The 18,431-nt window shown below is 70.1% G+C and carries 16 protein-coding genes; 9 read left to right on the top strand and 7 right to left on the bottom strand.

Annotation, left to right across the window (positions count from 1 at the left end; genetic code table 11):
- The first annotated feature begins 31 nt into the window (after positions 1-31).
- Positions 32-919, top strand: a complete 888-nt coding sequence (locus TA3x_RS08835; RefSeq protein WP_435020323.1) for a glycosyltransferase family 2 protein — start codon at positions 32-34, stop codon at positions 917-919.
- Complete coding sequence (locus TA3x_RS08840; protein ID WP_435020325.1) at positions 916-1,287, top strand: lipid-A-disaccharide synthase N-terminal domain-containing protein; 372 nt, start codon at positions 916-918, stop codon at positions 1,285-1,287. The genes TA3x_RS08835 and TA3x_RS08840 overlap by 4 nt, the downstream gene beginning before the upstream one ends.
- Here TA3x_RS08840 and trpC read toward each other — a convergent pair.
- From trpC to TA3x_RS08860, 4 genes are all read right to left on the bottom strand, one after another.
- Positions 1,284-2,090: an indole-3-glycerol phosphate synthase TrpC gene (trpC, locus tag TA3x_RS08845; protein ID WP_435020327.1), complete on the bottom strand. Its 807-nt coding sequence runs from the start codon at positions 2,088-2,090 to the stop codon at positions 1,284-1,286. The two genes, TA3x_RS08840 and trpC, sit on opposite strands and share 4 nt — an antisense overlap.
- Positions 2,091-2,239: 149 nt before the next feature.
- Positions 2,240-2,746, bottom strand: a complete 507-nt coding sequence (locus tag TA3x_RS08850) for an SRPBCC family protein (protein ID WP_435020329.1) — start codon at positions 2,744-2,746, stop codon at positions 2,240-2,242.
- Positions 2,743-3,078, bottom strand: a complete 336-nt coding sequence (locus TA3x_RS08855; RefSeq protein WP_435020331.1) for an ArsR/SmtB family transcription factor — start codon at positions 3,076-3,078, stop codon at positions 2,743-2,745. Before TA3x_RS08855 ends, TA3x_RS08850 begins: the two co-directional genes overlap by 4 nt.
- 61 nt (positions 3,079-3,139) lie before the next feature.
- Positions 3,140-4,885, bottom strand: a complete 1,746-nt coding sequence (locus TA3x_RS08860) for an RNA polymerase sigma factor (RefSeq protein ID WP_435020333.1) — start codon at positions 4,883-4,885, stop codon at positions 3,140-3,142.
- Positions 4,886-5,262: 377 nt separating this feature from the next.
- Between TA3x_RS08860 and TA3x_RS08865 the strand changes: the two genes are divergently transcribed.
- The 4 genes from TA3x_RS08865 to TA3x_RS08880 all read left to right on the top strand — a co-directional run bounded on the left by TA3x_RS08865 (position 5,263) and on the right by TA3x_RS08880 (position 13,037).
- Positions 5,263-7,056 carry an FAD-dependent oxidoreductase gene (locus TA3x_RS08865; RefSeq protein ID WP_435022321.1) on the top strand — a complete coding sequence of 598 codons (1,794 nt, stop codon included), beginning with the start codon at positions 5,263-5,265 and terminating at the stop codon, positions 7,054-7,056.
- 113 nt (positions 7,057-7,169) lie between these two features.
- Positions 7,170-7,397, top strand: coding sequence for a hypothetical protein (locus TA3x_RS08870; protein ID WP_435020335.1), 228 nt, complete (start codon positions 7,170-7,172; stop codon positions 7,395-7,397).
- 164 nt (positions 7,398-7,561) lie between these two features.
- Positions 7,562-11,695, top strand: coding sequence for a DUF1592 domain-containing protein (locus TA3x_RS08875; protein WP_435020337.1), 4,134 nt, complete (start codon positions 7,562-7,564; stop codon positions 11,693-11,695).
- A gap of 34 nt (positions 11,696-11,729) precedes the next feature.
- Positions 11,730-13,037 (top strand): DUF1552 domain-containing protein, encoded by a 1,308-nt coding sequence (locus TA3x_RS08880; RefSeq protein ID WP_435020338.1) that lies wholly within the window; start codon positions 11,730-11,732, stop codon positions 13,035-13,037.
- Positions 13,038-13,299: 262 nt separating this feature from the next.
- Here TA3x_RS08880 and TA3x_RS08885 read toward each other — a convergent pair whose 3' ends face one another.
- Positions 13,300-14,532 (bottom strand): hypothetical protein, encoded by a 1,233-nt coding sequence (locus TA3x_RS08885; protein ID WP_435020340.1) that lies wholly within the window; start codon positions 14,530-14,532, stop codon positions 13,300-13,302.
- A gap of 154 nt (positions 14,533-14,686) precedes the next feature.
- Between TA3x_RS08885 and TA3x_RS08890 the strand changes: the two genes are divergently transcribed.
- On the top strand, positions 14,687-15,658 hold the full coding sequence (locus TA3x_RS08890) for a hypothetical protein (RefSeq protein ID WP_435020342.1): 972 nt from the start codon (positions 14,687-14,689) through the stop codon (positions 15,656-15,658).
- A 163-nt stretch (positions 15,659-15,821) separates the two neighbouring features.
- Here TA3x_RS08890 and TA3x_RS08895 read toward each other — a convergent pair whose 3' ends face one another.
- Positions 15,822-16,565, bottom strand: a complete 744-nt coding sequence (locus TA3x_RS08895) for an SDR family oxidoreductase (protein ID WP_435020344.1) — start codon at positions 16,563-16,565, stop codon at positions 15,822-15,824.
- Between the two features lie 51 nt (positions 16,566-16,616).
- Positions 16,617-17,045: a cupin domain-containing protein gene (locus TA3x_RS08900; protein ID WP_435020346.1), complete on the bottom strand. Its 429-nt coding sequence runs from the start codon at positions 17,043-17,045 to the stop codon at positions 16,617-16,619.
- Positions 17,046-17,252: 207 nt separating this feature from the next.
- Between TA3x_RS08900 and TA3x_RS08905 the strand changes: the two genes are divergently transcribed.
- Positions 17,253-17,762: a TspO/MBR family protein gene (locus TA3x_RS08905; RefSeq protein ID WP_435020348.1), complete on the top strand. Its 510-nt coding sequence runs from the start codon at positions 17,253-17,255 to the stop codon at positions 17,760-17,762.
- Positions 17,759-18,424 (top strand): metallophosphoesterase family protein, encoded by a 666-nt coding sequence (locus tag TA3x_RS08910; RefSeq protein WP_435020350.1) that lies wholly within the window; start codon positions 17,759-17,761, stop codon positions 18,422-18,424. Before TA3x_RS08905 ends, TA3x_RS08910 begins: the two co-directional genes overlap by 4 nt.
- Positions 18,425-18,431: the final 7 nt, after the last annotated feature.

Here is an 18,431-nt window from a genome sequence, read left to right on the forward strand (position 1 = left end):
ACCCTCGCGACGGGCAGGGAGGCCCGACGTCATGAGTTCTTTCCGACGCGACGACGCACACATCCTGAACCCGCCCGAAGCGGCCGCGTCCCATGTTCGCCCCGACCTCGGAGCGGCCCGGCGCGGGACGTTCTCGATCGTCATCCCGGCCAAGAACGAGGCCGGCAACCTGCCGCACCTCTTGGACGAGATCGCCCGAGCCTTCCGCCCTCTCATCGCCGAAGGGGAGGGGCGTCATCGCCTCGAAGCCTACGAGGTCGTGATCGTCGACGACGGCTCGACCGACGGCTCCGCCGAGGTGCTGCGGGACCTGGGCGAATTGCATCCCGAGCTGCGGTCGGTGATCCTGGCGCGGAATGTCGGCCAGTCGGCGGCGACGGCGGCCGGTTTCCGGGCGTCTCGCGGCGACTGGGTGGGCGTGCTCGACGCCGATCTCCAGAACCCCCCGGCGGACCTGGCGATCCTGTGGGGGGCGTTGCCCGGCCACGATGCGGCGCTGGGGTGGCGGCGGACCCGCGAGGATGTCTGGACCAAGCGGATCATCAGCCGGATGGCCAACCGGGCCAGGAACTGGTTCCTGGGGCAGTCGATCCGCGACACCGGCTGCTCAGTGCGGATCTTCCCTCGCGAGGTCGCACTGAGGCTGCCGATGTTCCACGGCTCGCACCGGTTCTTCGGGCCGCTGCTGATCCGCGAAGGATGCCGGATCGTCCAGATGCCGGTGACGCACCGCCCCAGGACGCGCGGGAAGTCGAACTACCACTTCGGCAATCGGTCGGTCCGGGTGGTGGTGGACCTGCTCGGCGTGGCCTGGCTGCTGAGGCGCCCGGTGCGGTGCGAGGTGGCCGAGGTGATCGGCATGCCCGGTGCGATGACGGCCGGGCAGCGGGCCAACGCGGCTCAGGAGGTCGGCCGATGACGACCGCTAGCTACTGGCTGGTGATCGGGGTCGTGGGGCAGGGGATCTTCGCCCTCCGGTTCCTGATCCAGTGGATCGCCTCGGAGAAGAAGCGCGATTCGGTCGTGCCGATCGCCTTCTGGTGGCTGAGCCTGCTGGGCGGGATCGACCTGCTGGCCTATGCCATCTACCGGCGCGAGCCGGTGATCATCATGGGCCAGGTGATGGGGATCCCGGTCTACGCCCGCAACCTGTTCCTGATCGTGAGGGCCCGGCGGGCGGCCCAGGCCGCGGACCCGACGCCCATGGTCGAGCCACGGGCGGCGCGGGCACACAAGCCGAGGACGCGCCGGGCCTCCAAGCAGGCTCGCGAGAAGGTGGCGGGCTAACCGACCTCGGGCGCGGGGGCGAGCCCGAGCAGTTGCTCGGTGGCCAGGCCGATGTCCGGGGCCCGCATCAGGGTCTCGCCGACCAGGATCGCGGAGACGCCGGCGGCTTCCAGCCGTTCGACATCTTCGCGAGTGCGGATGCCGCTCTCGCTGACCATCAGGACGTCGGGCGGGATCTGGTCGCGGAGCCGCAACGACAGGCCGAGGTCGGTGACGAAGCGATGAAGGTCGCGGTTGTTGACCCCGATCAGGTCGGCGCCGGAGGCCAGGACCCGGGGCAGGTGGACCGGGTCGTGGAACTCGACCAGGGCGGCCATGTTCCACCGCCGGGCCAGTGCCAGGAGCGAGGCCAGCCGCTCGTCGTCGAGGATCTCGGCGATCAGCAGGATCGCGTCGGCGCCGGCCATCCGGGCCTCGACGACCTGGTACTCGTCGATCAGGAAGTCCTTGCGGAGCAGGGGGATGGCGACCGACGCCCGGATCCGGGCCAGGTAGGACAGGTGCCCCTGGAAGTAGGGGGCATCGGTCAGGACGCTCAGGCACGACGCCCCGTGAGCCTGATAGGCCCGGGCGATCGCGATCGGGTCGAAGTCGGCCCGGATGACCTTCGCCGAGGGGCTCGCCTTCTTGACCTCGGCGATCAGCCGGATCGGACCCGGGCCGGAAAGGGCCGCGCGGAAGTCGCGGACCGGGGGTGCCTCGGCCGCCTGCGCCTCCAGTTCCTCCAGGGGGAGCCGGAGCCGCGATGCGGCGACCTCGCGACGCTTGGATGCGACGATCTCGTCGAGGATGGAAGCGGGCACGACGGAACTCTCCCCGGACTGCTCGGAAACGTCGGACGCGGCGCCATCGACGCCGCGAACCACCGTTTTAACCGATACCGGGGCGGTCTGGCGAGGCATGCGGCGAGGGAAGTCCGGGCGCACCCCTTGTCGATACGCCCGGGCCCGGCTCAGCCCCGGACCGCCATCTTCGCCTTCACATACTCGACGAGCTGATCCAGGACCGTGCCCCACCCGTGGTGGAAGCCCATCGCCTCGTGGGTGGATCGGCTCGATTCGTCGGGGTGGAACGCCGTGGCGACGTATCGGGTCCCGTCCCCTTCGGGTTCGAGCGAGAGGACCGCGGTGAACCGGGGGCCTTCCTCGACCACCGCCGGGCGATAGCCGGGCAGCAGCACGTTGGTCCAGGTCAGCCGCTTGCCGGGGAGGATCTCCAGGTAGCAGCCGGTGTAGGGGTACTCGACCCCTTCGGGCGACTTCATCACCGTCCGGAAGATCCCGCCGGGGCGGAGGTCGATCTCGCATTCGGCGATGGTCCAGGGGCGGGGGACGAACCACTGCGAGACGTGCTCGGGCCGGGTCCAGGCCTCCCAGACCAGCGCGGGGGGCACGTCGATGCTGCGGGCCAGCACCAGGTCGAACCGGGGATCGGGTTCCAGGGGGTGGGTCGCGCTCATCGGGACTTGTCCTTGAGGGCCTTGAGATACTCGTCGAGCTGATCCAGGCGGGTCTCCCACTGCGACCGCTGCCGGGCGAGCCAGTCCTCCGCCAGCTTCAGGGGCTGCGGCATGAGCTGGTACGTCCGAACCCGCCCCTTCTTCTCCGAGGTGACGAGCTGGCACTCCTCCAGCACGCTCAGGTGCTGGACGAACGACGGCAGCGCCATGTCGAATGGCGCCACCAGCTCGCTCACCGACGCCGGGCTCTGGCTCAACCGTTCCAGCACCGACCGGCGCGTCGGGTCGGACAGGGCGCGAAACACGCGATCGATCGATGCGGCCTGGGCCATGGGATTTCCTCGCTGGGCTCGCGGCGGCAATGTAGCCCGCCTGAATACTTAGGTCAATACCTTAGTTTTGATCGGCGGCCGGTTCCGGGGGGCGGGTCCGGTACATCAGGGGGACCATCAGGGCGGAGGGCACGACCGAGACGGCCACGAGGGCAACGATGGACCAGACGCGATGCCGGCCGAGCCCGTCCATGCCTTGCTTGAGCGGGTGGGCGTCGAAGAAGGCGCGGGAGATCGGGTCGTTGAAGTGGGCCGCGAACCCTTCGCCCCCGGCGGCAAGGTCTCGGGCGATGGCGAGCCCCCCGAAGGCGGCCTGGCGGGCGATCGCCGCGCCTCCGACCGCGACGTTCCAGGCCAGGGCCCCCCCGCCCGCGGCCCAGGCACCGATGGCCCCCCCGCCGATGGCCAGGATCCCGACCCCGAGCCCGCCGATGCCCACCAGGCCGACGGCCAGCCCGCCCACGGCGATCCCCCCGCAGGCGACCCCGCCCACGCTGATGACGCCCAGGGTCCGGCCGCCGATCGCCATCAGGCCGACGGCCGTTTGCGAGCCGATCGCCAGGATCAGCCCCCGGGCGTGGTCGCCGATCGCGATCCAGCCCCGGGCGATGCCGCGACCGGGCTCGGGCGGCGGGTCGCCCGGGAAGCGGGGGTCGGCCACGTTGATGTCGACCAGGGGTCGGCCGAGGATCGAGGCCCGGCTCCGATAAACCCGGCCTTGCCTCCGCCTCATCCCGGCTTCCATGGCCACCCGGAGCGGGGCATCGTTGGGTTCCAGGGGGGCCGTGTTGGTCGCGTGGAACCGCCGCTGGGCGCGGAGGGCCCGCAGGACGACGAAGGCCACATAGCCCTGGAAGAGCAGGATCGTGCCGAGCAGTATCAGCGGCGACCAGGCGCCGAGGAGTCGCCACCGCATCGCCACCGCGCTCGCCGCGACCGCGAGCATGAAGACCAGGCTGGCCGCCATCATGTGATCGCCGAGTCCCCGGATCCGGTCGCGGTCGGGGCGGGTCGGGGCGAGCTGGGCGGGGAGCCAGGATCCCAGCCAACCGCCCGCCAGGCCGACCAGCGGCCCCAGCACGGAACCGGCGAGGCCGCCGCCGAACAGCCCCGCCACCTTCAACGCGGGCGGCCCGGCGGCCGCGGCCAGGGCGTTGCGCGAGACCGATCCGGAGGCCAGGCCCGCCATCACGGCCGCGGTGAACGTGCGGGTCGGCCGGCTCCGCCGCAGGCCCGACTCGACGATCGCGTCGACCCGGTCGCGGAGCATCCCCCGCCCCCGGGCGAGGCGTTGCCTCACGGCCTCCTCGCTCAGGTCCAGGGCCGCGGCGACCTCGGCCACCGACCGATCCTCGCGGTAATAGAGGATCAAGGGGACGCGGTACGACTCGGGCAGCCGGCCCAGGGCATCCCGCACCAGGTCTTCCTCCTCGCGCGACACCGCCGCGTCGGCCGGCGACGGGTTCGCGGCGATCGGCTCCCGGCTGGCGTCGATCGCCTCGGCGGCCCAGGCGGGGCGGGCGGCGCGGCGGCCGGCGTTCCGGCCCAGGTTCCGGGCGATCCCGCACAGCCAGGCCCGGATCCGGGTCGGGTCGGCCAGCGAGGCACGGCCTCGCCAGGCCGCCCAGAATGTCTCCTGGGCCACGTCCTCGCTCAACGCCAGGTCGCCGCACGTGCCGTAAGCCACGGCGCAGACCAGGGATTGATACCGCTCTACCAGCACCGCGAACGCCCCGGAATCCCCCCCGGCCGCCCGCCGCCAGAGGTCCGGGTCGGTCGCCGAATCGGTCGGTTCTGCCGGCATCATGTCCCACCTCGGTTCGAGAGTCGGCCTCGGTCGCGGGCCTTTCCCAGATGGCCCGACGATCGGGGTGGCGCGAACGACCCGATCCGTGACACGAATCGCCCCGGAATTCCCCCTCCTCGGGGCGGGGCAGGATCGCTCTGCGGCGGTGGCGATGGCCCGGGGCCGGGGCGGCGATCGTCCCCCCAGGATACCGGGGCGATGGGCGGGTCGGCCAGCACACCGCGACGGCCGCGACCCCTCCGGAGCGGTCGCGGGCCGACACCGGGAGGGTTGCGATCGGGCCGGCCCGGTCTTATGCTCCGGGCGACTCCAGCGGGCCATCGACGAGAACAAATCCGGGGATGAGTGCCATGCTTGCGGCCGCCCTGATCCTGCAAATGGTGCCCCTCCTCGCCATCGGCGATGGGGCGGGCCGGTCCGACGTCCTGGTCTATGGCGGGACGCCCGGCGGGATCGCCGCGGCCCTGGCCGCCGCCGACGACGGCGAGTCGGTCGTCCTGGTCGAACCGACCGCCCGCATCGGCGGATTGACGACCTCGGGCCTGTCGCACACCGACTTCCGAACCTTCGAAGGCCTCAACGGCCCGTTCCTGGACTTCGCCCGGCGGGTCGAGGCCGATTATGTGGCCCGATACGGCCGCGAATCGCCGCAGGCCCGCGACTGCTTCCGGGGGACCTTCGGCGAGCCGAGCGTGAACCTGGCCGCCTTCCGCGCGATGCTCGACGAGCACCCCCGGATCCATCTCGCGACCGGGGCCCGCCTGGAGGGCCTGGCGATGGCCGACGGCGGACGTCGGATCGCGTCGGCCACGCTCGCCCGGCCCGATGGATCGACCTGGACGGTGGCCGCCGACGCCTTCATCGACGCGACCTACGAGGGCGACCTGATGGCGAAGGTGGGCGTCGCCAGCCGCGTTGGACGCGAATCCCGCGACGAATACGGCGAATTCCTGGCACCGGACGTTGCGGATGGCCAGCTCCAGGCGTACAACTTCCGGCTGATCATGACCCAGGATCCCGCCAACCGGGTCATGCCGGAGGCCCCTGCCGGGTACCGCCGCGACGATTTCGCGCCAGTACTGGATTGGCTGCAGGGCCGGGGGATCCGGACGGTCTTCGGCTACCCGACCGGGTGCCTGTTCAAGGCCCAGACGCCGCCCCTGCCCAACGGCAAGTACGACATCAACGACGTGTCCAAAGGGTCGATCCGGCTGTCGTTGCCGGGCCGGAACCTGGGCTGGCCCGACGGCTCGCCGGCCGAGCGCGGGCGGATCTTCGCCGAGCACCTGCGGGATCAGGTCGGGCTGCTCTACTTCCTCCAGAACGACGACGCCGTGCCGGCCGCGTTCCGCGACGAGGCCCGCGGTTGGGGCTGGTGCCGCGACGAGTTCGAGGAGACCGGCCACCTGCCGCCGCAATTGTACGTCCGCGAGGCCCGGCGGATGGTCGGCGCGAGGGTGTATACCCAGAAGGACGTCGAGCCGGCCCCCGGCGACGCGCGGGCGGTCCTCCACACGGACGCGATCGCTATCGGGGATTACGGCCTGAACTGCCACGGCACCGCCCACGAGGGCCCCCGGTTCGGCGGCCAGCACTCGGGCGAGTTCTACCGGTCGACCCCGCCCTACCAGATCCCCTACGGGGTGATCGTGCCGAAGGAGGTGGACAACCTGCTCGTCCCGGTGGCGGCGAGCGCCTCGCACGTCGGGTTCTGCGCCTTGCGGCTGGAGCCGATCTGGATGTCGCTCGGCCGGGCGGCGGGCCATGCCGCCCACCTGGCGCGGTCGGAGAAGATCGCGGCCGGCTCCGTCCCCGTCGGCCGCCTGCAACGCCGCCTGCACCGGGCCGGATCGGCGACGATCTACGTCTCCGACGTCCCCCGCGAGGACCCCGAGTTCGCCATCGTCCAGGCGTTCGGCACGGCCGGCGGCCTCCACGGCCTGTCCGGCCCGCCCAGGGGGAGCATCCGCGGTAAGAACATCCACGGCCAGTATTACGAGGCCTTCCCGGCCCACGCCGCCGACCTCGGCCGGCCCCTCGACGCCCCCCTCGCCGAGCGCTGGACCGCGATCGCCCGCACCCTCGGCCTCCCCACCGACGGCCTGCCCCAACCCGACGGCCGGGCCACGCGGCGCGACTGGCTCCGGGCCGCCGCCCGCAATCTTCGGTAGCGGGCCCTGCCGCCCGATGGCGGGTCGGACTTCGCGTTGGCAGGGGCCGTTGTGTCTCGGTAGTCTGGGGCAATGGAAAGATCTCAGTCCCCGGGCCAGATTGGGAGGGCGAGATGAATGTCATCACTCCGGATCAACGCCGGGCCGCGGCCGAGGCGGGCGATGCCCCGCTCAAACTGGAGGACCCACAAACCGGGGACTCCTTCATCCTGGTGCGGGCCGACATTTTCCGACGGATGACCGATCAGTTGGAAGAACGCGAGGACCGCATCGAGCATGAAGCCTGGGCCGCGCAGGCGAGGCGAGCCAGGGAGAGTTGGGCGCGGGAAGATCCATATTGAAGCACCGTCCTGGCCAGCGTCTCCTAGCTTATGTGATCGAATGTGCATGCGGTGCTCGAGCATGGCCGTTGCTTGACGCTGGGCGAAATGTTTGACAATTTGGTATCCTAACCAGCCGAGATGATGAACGAGCCGATCAGGACCAGCCGACCGGGAGCGTGGGCATGGGACGCGACGCGACTGGGGCGAGGATCTTCATCGTCGGGGCGGCGGTGCTGCTCGGGCTGGCGGGGCCGATCCGGGCCGAGGGCGGGGAGGCCGGGGCGGCGTATCAGTCGGAGATCCGGCCGCTCATCGCGCGGTATTGCCAGGAATGCCACGCCGGGGACCGGGTCGAGGGGGACCTCGACCTGGAGGAGTTCGCCGCCTGGGACGAGGCGAGGAAGCATCCCAGGGCCTGGCAGAAGGTCGGGGCGATGCTCGACGGCGGCCAGATGCCGCCCAAGGATGCGAGGCAGCCGACCGACGCCGAGCGGGCGAAGCTCAAGGCGTGGGTGCATGATTACCTCACCACGGAAGCCCGCAAGCAGGCCGGGGACCCGGGCCGGGTGGTCCTGCGCCGGCTGGGCAACGCCGAGTACACCTACACCCTCCGCGACCTCACCGGGCTCGACGACCTGTCGCCGGCCCGCGAGTTCCCCGTCGATGGCGCGGCGGGGGAGGGGTTCACCAACACCGGCAACGCCCTGGTGATGTCGCCGGCCCTGGTGACCAAGTACCTGGACGCCGCCAAGGGCGTGGCCGCCCACGCGGTGCTGCTGCCCGATGGGTTCCGGTTCTCCCCGACTACCACCCCGAGTGACTGGACCAACGAGGGCCTGGCTCGGATCCGCGACTTCTACCGGGCCTTCACCGACCCGCGCGGCGGCAACTCCGTGGTCGTGCAGGGGCTGGTCTTCGAGACCAACCAGGGCGGACGCCTCCCCCTGGAACGCTACCTCGCGGCCACCCTGGCGGGCCGCGACGCCCTGCGGGCCGACCCCTCGAACGCGATCGCGAACGTCGCCCGCGACCACGGCCTAAGCCCGAAATACCTGGGGATCCTGTGGCGGCTGCTCGCCGATGAGTCGCATCCTTCGCCGATGCTCGACGGGCTGCGGGGCCGCTGGAAGGCCGCCGGGCCCGGCGAGGCCGGTGCCTTGGCGGCCGAGGTGGAAGGCTGGCAGGGCCTCCTGTGGCGGTTCAATCTGGTCGGCCACATCGGCAAGGTGGGCGGCCCGAAGGCCTGGATGGAGCCGATCAGCCCGATCGTGGCCCGGCAGGAGATCCGCCAGAAGCTGCCGGCCGTGCCCGACGGCGGCGAGGTGGTCCTGAGCCTCGCGGTCGGCGATGCCGGCGACGGGTCGGATGGCGACCTCGCCGTCTGGGAGCGGCCGAGGCTGGTCGTGCCGGGGCGCCCCGACCTCCTCCTGCGCGACGCGGGGCCGGTGGCCCGCGACCTGGCGGCCCGCCGCGCCCGGATCATCGACGCGGCCGCGCAATGCCTGGCGATCGCCGACGATGTCGGCCGGGAGCCGGGGGCCGTCGACCTGCCCGCACTCGCGTCCAAGCATGGCGTCCCGGCCGAGGCCCTGTCGGCCTGGCTGGAGGCTTTGGGCCTGGATCATGGCGGCCCGGTCTCGCTGGGCGATCCGATCACGCGGACCGTGGCCGGCTTCCCGGGCTTCGATGCCATCAAGGGCTGGGTCGGCGACGAGGCCCTGAGCGTGCTGGCGAACCCGACCGACCAGGCCGCGAGCATCCCGGGGACGATCCCCCCGCATTCGGTGGCCGTCCACCCGACGCCGACGCGGCAGGTCGTGGTCGGCTGGCGGAGCCCGGGCGCGGCGGGCCTGCGCGTGTCCGGGATGGTCCGGGACGCCCACCTCGCCTGCGGAAACGGCGTGGCCTGGTCGCTCGAACTCCGCCGGGGCCGGACCCGGCAGGCCCTGGCATCGGGCGTGACCGATGGCGGCAAGCCCGCCCCGATCTCCATCGCCGACCCGGTCGAGGTCCGCCCCGGCGACGCGCTGGCCCTGGTGGTCGGCCCCCGCGACGGCAGCCACGTCTGCGACTTGACCGCTATCGCCCTGACCCTCCAGGCCGGAGATCGGTCCTGGGACCTGGGCCGCGACGTGTCGGCCGACATCCTGGCCGGCAACCCCCACGCGGACGCATCGGGCACGGCCGGCGTCTGGCACTTCGCCAGCGAGCCGATCGCCCCGGCGACGCCCGGCGCCGTTATCCCGGCCGGGTCGATGCTGGCCCGGTGGCGGTCGTCGGCCGATCCCGCCGAGAAGGCGGCCCTGGCCGATCAGGTCCGGGCGATGCTCCGGGGGGAGGCCGCCCCGGCCCCGGGCTCGCCGGATGCCGCGCTCCGGGGCCTCTTGCTGGCCCCGGCCGGGCCGCTGATGGCGTCGACCCTGCGTCCGGCCCGGGACACGCCCGCCGATCGGGGCGATCCCCGGTTCGGCACCCGGCCGGATGGCGTGGCCGTCGACCCCGCAAGCCTCGCCGTCCGGGCGCCCGGCGTGGTCGAGTTCCGGCTGCCGGCCGACCTCGCGGCGGGGGCGGAGTTCGTCGCCTCGGGGCTGCTCCACCCCGAGGCCGGCCGCGAGGGGAGCGTGCAGTTCCGGGCGGTCGTGGGGCCGGTGGCCGCCGGGCCGGGATTGGGCCCCGGGCCGATCGTCGCCCGCGACGGGTCCGCCGCGAAACGGCGGATCGAGGCCTCGCTCGACGAGTTCCGCCAGGCGTTCCCGGCCGCCCTCTGCTACACCAAGATCGTCCCGATCGACGAGGCGGTGACGCTCACCCTCGTCCATCGCGAGGACGAGCCGCTCCGCCGGCTGATGCTCGACGATGCCCAATCGGCGCAGCTCGACCGGATGTGGGAGGAGCTGCACTTCATCGGTCAGGACGCGATCAAGCTGGTCGACGTCTTCGCCCAGCTCCTGGAATATGCCTCGCAGGACGCCGACCCCAAGGTCTTCGAGCCGCTGCGGCCGGCGATCATGGCCGGGGCCGATGCCCTCCGCCGCAAGCTCGTCGCGGCCGAGCCGGTCCAGATCGACGCCCTGGTCCGATTCGCCGCCCGGGCCTATCGCCGCCCCCTGGCCGACGGCGAGGCCGAGGAACTGCGCGGGCTCTATGGCCGGCTCAGGGAGCAGGGATTGCCCCATGACGAGGCGTTCCGCCTGACCCTGGCGAGGATCCTGGTCGCCCCGGCGTTCCTGTACCGGGCCGAGGTCCCCGCCCCCGGCGTGGCCTCCGCCCCCGTTTCGAACTGGGAGATGGCCAACCGCCTGAGCTACTTCCTCTGGGCCTCCCCGCCCGACGACGAGCTGCGCGGGCTGGCCGCCTCCGGCCGGCTCCGCGACCCGGACGTGGTGGCGGCCCAGGCGCGGCGGATGGTCAAGGACGGCAAGGCGCGGCGGCTGGCGACCGAGTTCGCCTGCCAGTGGCTCCACGTCTACGAGTTCGATCAGCTGGACGAAAAGAGCGAGCAGCACTTCCCGACCTTCGTCGGCCTCCGGGGGGCGATGTACGAGGAGACGATCCGGTTCCTAGCCGACCTGTTCCAGCAGGATCGCCCGGTGCTGGACGTGCTGGACGCCGACCACACCTTCCTGAACGAAGCCCTCGCCGCCCACTACGAGATCCCCGGCGTGGCCGGTCCGGAGTGGCGGCGGGTCGACGGATTGAAGGGCAGGGGGCGGGGCGGCGTGCTCGCCCAGGCGACCACCCTGGCCAAGCAGTCCGGGGCGTCGCGGACCAGCCCGACCCTGCGGGGCAACTGGATCAGCGAGGTCCTGCTCGGCGAGCGCCTGCCGCGCCCGCCCAAGGACATCCCCCAGCTGCCCGAGGACGAATCGGCCACCGAGGGGCTGACCGTCCGCCAGCTGGTCGAGCAGCACGCCAGCAACCCGAAGTGCGCCACCTGCCACGTCCGGATCGACCCGATGGGCTTCGCCCTGGAGGCGTTCGACCCGGTGGGCCGGCTGCGGACCAAGGACCTGGGGGATCGGCCGATCGACGTCCGGGCGAAGGCCGCCGACGGGGCGGAGTTCGCCGGACTGGACGGGCTGCGGGGCTACCTGCTGACCGCCCGCCGCGACGCCTTCGTCCGCCAGTTCTGCCGGAAGCTGCTGGGCTATGCCCTGGGCCGGGCCGTGCAACTGTCCGACGAGCCGTTGCTGGACGAGATGCAGGCGGCGCTGAAGGCCCGCGACCATGCGGTCGGAGCGGCCATCGAGGTCGTGGTCCGGAGCCGGCCGTTCCGCGAGATCCGCGGGCGCGACCGGGTCGACGACGATGAATAAACCCAACCGAATTCCATCCAGCCAGGGGCCCGCGATGACCAGCTCACACACCTTCTCGCGCCGGACGTTGTTGCGGGGCCTGGGCGTCTCCATGGCCCTGCCGTGGATGGAGTCGGTGCGGGTCTGGGGGGACGAGCCGGCGGGCCGCCGGGATTCGAGCGAGGCCCCGGTCCGCCTGGCGGTGTTCTTCGCCGGCAACGGCTTCCACGGCAAGGAGTGGTGGGCGAAGCCCTCCCCCGCCGGGCTGGAACTGGGCGGGGTGCTCCAACCGTTGCAGGGCGTCCGGGACAAGATGCTGTTCATCCAGGGCCTGTACAACGCCGAGGCCCAGAAGGGGAACATCCACAGCTCTCAGACCGGCAACCTCCTCTCCGGGGCGCCGCTGGCGTCGGGCGGCGAGATCCGCTCGGGCACGTCGGTCGACCAGCTGCTGGCCCAGACCTACGGCCGGTCGACCAAGGTGCCCAGCCTGGTGCTGGGGTGCGAGAAGGCCAACCCATCGGTCCACAAGAACTATTCGATGCTCTACAGCTCGCATATTTCCTGGACCTCGCCCACCACGCCCACCCCCCTGGAGTTGTACCCGGCGCTGGCCTTCGACCGCCTCTTCAAGGACGAGGCCCGGGCCGGCGACCGCAGCGTGCTCGACGCGGTGCTGGCCGATGCCGGCGACCTCCGCCGCCGGATCAGCCTGTCGGACCGCCGCAAGCTCGACGAGTACCTGGACTCGGTCCGCGACGTGGAGCAGCGGATCGACTCCGCCGGCAAGCAGGGCGAGCTGCAGGGCTGGCGGCCCACGCTCGACAAGCCCAACATCCCGCGCCCGCCGGAGGGGATCCCCCAGAACATCGCCGACCACATGCGGCTGATGTGCGACATCCTCGTCCTCGGCTTCCAGACCGACACGACGCGGATCACCACACTCAAGCTCAACAACGACCACTCGTCGCTCCGGTTCCCGCACCTGGGCATTGATTATATGATCCACCACCTCCTGTCTCACACCGACAACGCCGATTGGCTCAAGGTCAACCGGTTCTTCGCCGAGCAGGTGGCCTACGTCGCCGCCCGGCTCGACGCGATCCAAGAGGGGGAACGCACCGCCCTGGACAACTCCATGCTCCTGTTCTGCTCCAGCATGATGAGCGGCGCCCACGACAACTCGCAGCTCCCGGTGGTCCTGCTGGGCAAGGGCGGCGGCAAGATCCAGACCGGCCGCGTCCTCGACTACCGCGGCCAGCCCGACCGCCAGATGTGCCGCCTCTACCTCTCCCTGATGGACAAGATGGACGTCCGCCCCGGCCGCTTCGGCGACGCCACGTCGCCCCTGGCCGAGGTCTGATCCGGTCCCACCGGCCTTCCGTAGGGCGGGCACCGCCCACCTGTCGTTCGATGTGATCGGAACACGGGTGGGCGTTGTCCCCTTGCCTCCGTCAGGCTGCCGTCGCCTGCCCGCAATGCCGGACGATCCTGCCGGGCGACATCGAGCAGGGATCGAGCACGGCACGTCCAGGGCGGCAGGTGGCCGCGACGATGACGGGGCGCGGCCACCGGGCTGCTCCGGGAGATCCATCGGGGAGGCGTCGTGATCTGGCCGTTTCGCCTCAGCCCTGTGGATTCCCGGCGATCAGCGACTTCGCCTTATCCAGTGCCTCGCCCGCGGCATCGATCGCCTGCCTCACTTTGGGCATCATGACCCTCGGATTCGTATACCCGCGATTCAATCGGGTTGCCTCATCGATCAGCTTCGTGTCGACCTCCCCCCTCTTGAGGGCCGCGATCGCCGCCTGGATGGCGCCAACCGTCTGCTCCCTCCTCCGATAGCGTTCGTCGTAATCCTTTCCGTTCCGTTGGAACTGGATCGCTCGTAGGCCCTCCGCGGCCCCGGTCAACTCGTCGATGGCGTCGGAGAGATATCCCGGCATGGCGGTCGCATTGCCCGACGCGGGATCGGGTGCCTGGATCGGGACCTGGAGGTCGAACGCCAGCTTCTTGAATCCGTCCGTGGGGCCGAATTCCGACTTGCCGATCGCCTCGCGGACCGCCGGATTCGCCGCGAGCGAACGGTATCGCTCGGCGACCTCGCGGACCATCTTCCTCAACTCGAGCTGACTCGCCTCGGCGGACCTCCACGCATCCTGGGCCTCATCCTGCATCCTCCTGACCTGCTTGGCCTTCGGCTGGCCCGGCCCGAGTTTCCCCCGCCTCGCCTTGGCGATATTCCGGTCGGTCTCCGCGGCCCGCAGCTGTTCGCGGAGCGCGATGGTATTGCCGGACCTCATGGCGACGCGGATGTTGGAGATGGAGGCCTGGTTCTCGGCGATCCGTTGCTGCAACTCGACGAGGGCCTGCTGATTGGCCGAGACCGCCCCGAGTTCCTGGATCGCCTGGTCCGCCATGGCAAATGCATCGATCGTCTCCTGGCATTTGCGGAAGACGTCCTGCTCGGCCTGGAGGACGTAGCGTTTCTTGAATTTCGTGATGCCGTTCGCCGCGAGCGGCCCCGACGCCGGTCCATCCGGCGCGGAGAGGGAATCGGTGCCGATCAGCACCACGAGGCCGCAGACGATGGCAACAAGCGAGGATTTGAGTCCATAGGGGGGCATGGATGGCTCCGAATCGTCCAGGAGAAAACCGGGAGCGGATAGATTCGAGCATCGGATCGAGGATTGCCAGGATATAATAACCACGGGGCCATGCAAGCCCCGAGTGAACACATCCTGAGGTTTGGGGGCCGAGACGGGGGCAGCAAAAAGCGGATGATGGGGGATATGATGAATCATCGCCCGGAGCCCGGCTTGCCGGCGGAGCGGCAGGCGGTTTCGGAGGGTTGGCACCGCCCGCCGATCCTCTGATAGGATAGATCGGCGGGCGATGCCCGGGCCAAGGAGCTTCGTGGTCGTGTCACATCAGTGGGCGTCGTCTTGAGGCGACTTTGGCCCGTGTTCGGGTCGTTCTCGGACGCCCGGCATCATGTAGGAGGGTACGACCATGAAAGTTTTTGCCGGTTGCCTCTCGATGTTCATCTTATCGATCCCCTTCTACGCCGAGGCAGGGGCGGCCGAAGAGATGAAATCGATCATCGAAGCTGTCAAATCAAACGAAAGAAATTATCGCGATTTAAGAATTTCCATCAAAACGGATTATCGCCTCGTGAATCCAGCGATTGCGCTGGACGGGATGCTTCGTGAGCGCAATCAAGCCATTGATTGTATCATAAAAAATAATCAATATTATCTCAAAGAAGATACCACCGAGATTCCCGTGGCCGGCCAGGAGCTGATCATCGACACCACGACGATCAGCGATGGGAAAAACACCCGGTATGTCCAGGGCAATGTCATTGCCAATATTCGATATAATGAATCAAAAGCCATCCACGATCGATATAACCCATTCCTGGTCCTTTTCCAATCATTGATGGTCAATGTCCCATTTTCCACCTTGCTCGGCGGCGACGCGACCCTGAAGGGCCTGCCGGATGCCGGCCGTTACTCGAAGGGGGTGCCGCTCAAGGTCGAGTATGTCCGGGACGAGGCCGTCGATGGAGAGGCCTGCAAGCTCGTGCGGTTGTTGTCTTACAGGAAGGCATCCGATCCCGACATCATGAAAGTTTGGCTTTCGCCTTCACATAACTATCTCCCGGTCAAAATGGAGGGCTTCAACCCGGACATCAGCGCAGAGCGTCCCGTCGAGGTGGGCATGGTGAAGAAATGGCGGAAAGTCGATCCGGGAGTTTGGTTCCCCGCCGAGTGTGAGTCCACGATCTATCTCGACCCGCCGACCTCGCCCCGAGATCTTCAGGGCTTCGGCAAATACTCGCACACGCTCGGATCCGTCGAACTGCATCCTGTCGTGGAAGAAGGAAAATTCTCCGACCTGCCTATTCCGCTAGGGACGACCGTGATCGAGACCGATGGCGGCAAGATCCTTCGCCAGTACAAACAAGGGGAGATCCAATAAAGAAAGGCTGCCGGAGGATGGACACCGCCGACCGATCTTCCGCACGATGGATCGGTGGGCGGTGTCCAACCGACGAAACCGGGTCGTCGATGGCCGGGATTCTTCGCCGCCGAACGACCCAAGTTTCAATAGAGCGAGGCGAGCCCGCATCCTGGCCCGGGGTTCAGGCCCGGGCGAGCCAGTCGTCGAAGCGGGTCGCGCCCAGGAGGGGGCGGTCGCCGGGGGTGAGGGAGCGGTCGTCCAGCGGGGTGCCGAAGTAGCGGGCCTGGGGGTCGGTGGTCACGCGGCGGGCGTCGTGCTTCGCGGCCAGGTCGCGGCGGGCGAGTTCGTCGAGGCGGATCGGCTCGGGGCCGGCCAGCTCGACCATGCCGTTGCGCGGGGGGGAGGTCGCGATCTCGGCCAGCGCGGCGGCGACGTCGTCGGCGGCGATCGGCTGCAGGAGGGCGGGGGGGAGCCGGACCTCGTCGCCCAGCGTGGCCGACTGGGCGATGGCGCCCACGAACTCGAAGAACTGGGTGGCGCGGACGATCGTGTAGGGGATTCCCGCTGCCTGGATCAGGGCTTCCTGGGCCATCTTCGCCCGGGCGTAGCCGAGGGCGGGCACCCGGTCCGTGCCCACCACCGACAGCGCGACGTGGTGGCCGACGCCGGCCGCCCGCTCCGCCTCCGCGAGGTTCCGGCCCGAGGTCTCGAAGAATTCCAGGGCCGCCCGGTCCTCAAACGACGGCGAGTTGGACACGTCGACCACGACCTGCGCCCCCTCCAGGGCCCCGGCCAGCCCCTCGCCGGTCAGGGCGTTGACGCCCGTCGAAGGGGACGCCGCCACCGCCTCATGCCCCCGCCCGCGGAGCAGGGCCACCAGCCTCGACCCGATCAGCCCCGATCCGCCGATCACCACGATCTTCATCTCATATCCCTCCGTCGCTGATGGAGCCCGATGCTGCCGCCAACCCTGGATTCACTCGTGCGCCGGCTCCGGCACGGCCACCGGGCCGCCGTCGCGGGGCTGCAGCACCACGGCGAGGAGGCGGGCCTTCTGCCTGGTGGACGGGTTCCGCGACACCCGGTGGAGGCACTTCGTCGGCTCATAGAATGTCTCGCCCGCCTTGAGGATCTTCGCGGGCTGGTCGTCGATGGCCCACTCGTATTCCCCCTCCAGGATGTAGCCGAACCCCGGGCCGGGGTGCCGGTGGGGGACGCCCGCCTGGCCGGGTTCGATGGTCACCTCCACGAAGGTCACCTTCGCGTCCTTGCCGTCGAGCTTCTCCAGGATCATCCGCTCGGCGATCGCGTTGACCTTCTCGCCCTCGTCGTGGGCCGAGGCCATCGCCATCGCCCCGGCTCCCAATCCGATGCCGGCCGCCAATGCCCACCAGGTGCGCGTCATGTCTTGCTCCTTCGAAGGTGCTTCGGGCCATGTCCTGCCGTTCGAAGATAAGGACGCCCGGGCGGGGTCGGTTTGTGACGACCCGCGGGGCGATCCTGCGAATCGGCCCCGAAAGTTCGCGGAACCTTGCGGCCGACGGCCTCGGGGTGGTGTCATGGGGCCGGAGATCAGCGAATGAATCGATCCACCCGGCGGAGAATCGGACCCATGAGCGTCCCGGCAGCTTCGACGACCACCGGCCGGGCGGGCCGGGATGCCCTGGCCCTGGCCGGGTTCGTGGCCCTGTGCTTCGCCGTGGCGGGGCTGGGCGGGTACTGGTCGAGCCGGGGGTTGGGGCCGTGGTACGACGGGCTGGCCAAGCCCGCCTGGACGCCCCCGGGCTGGCTCTTCGGCCCGGTCTGGACGGCCCTCTACCTGGCGATGGCGGTGGCCGCCTGGCTGGTCTGGAGACGGGGGCCGTCGCCCGCGAGGCAGGGGTCCCTGGTGCTGTTCGGCGTACAACTGGCGCTGAACCTGGCCTGGTCGGGGATCTTCTTCGCCCTGCGGAGCCCCGGCCCGGCGTTCGTCGAGATCGCGGTGCTGTGGGTGGCCATCGCGGCGACCATCGCGGCCTTCGCCCGAACGAGCCGGCCGGCCGCGGCGCTCCTGGTGCCGTACCTGGCGTGGGTGACGTTCGCCTCGGCCCTGAACTTCGCGATCTGGCGGCTCAACGCATGACCCGACCCCGCCGCAGCCCGCGCACCATCGCCATCGGCGACATCCACGGCTGCTCCAGGGCCCTGGACGCCGTGCTCGACGCCATCGGGCCCCGGCCTGAGGACACGATCGTCACCCTGGGGGATTACATCGACCGGGGCCCGGACAGCCGGGGGGTGATCGACCGCCTGATCGGGCTGGCCGGGCAATGCCATCTGGTCCCTTTGCTGGGGAACCACGATCAGATGCTGCTGGAGGTCCGGTCGGGCAAGTACCCGGTCCAGTGGTTCCTGGACATCGGCGGCGGGGCGACCTTCGGATCCTACGGCCCGGGGGCGGTGATCCCGGAGGCGCACTTCGCCTTCCTGGAAGGGTGTCGCGACTACCACGAGGACGACGCCCACATCTTCATCCACGCCAACTACTTCCCCGACATCTCGATGGAGGAGCAGGAGGCCAACATGCTGCGGTGGGAGTCGCTCCGCAACACGGTCCCCGGTCCTCACCAGTCGGGCAAGACGGTCATCGCCGGGCACACGTCGCAGAAGGATGGCCAGATCCTCGACCTCGGCCACCTCGTCTGCATCGACACCTACTGCCACGGCGGCGGCTGGCTCACGGCGATGGACGTCGATACTCGGGACGTATGGCAGGCGGATCGCGATGGGAATCTGAGACCCTGACGTTTCC

The organism is Tundrisphaera macrotermitis (genome assembly GCF_051175315.1).
In the GTDB taxonomy this organism is placed as follows: Bacteria; Planctomycetota; Planctomycetia; order Isosphaerales; family Isosphaeraceae; genus Tundrisphaera.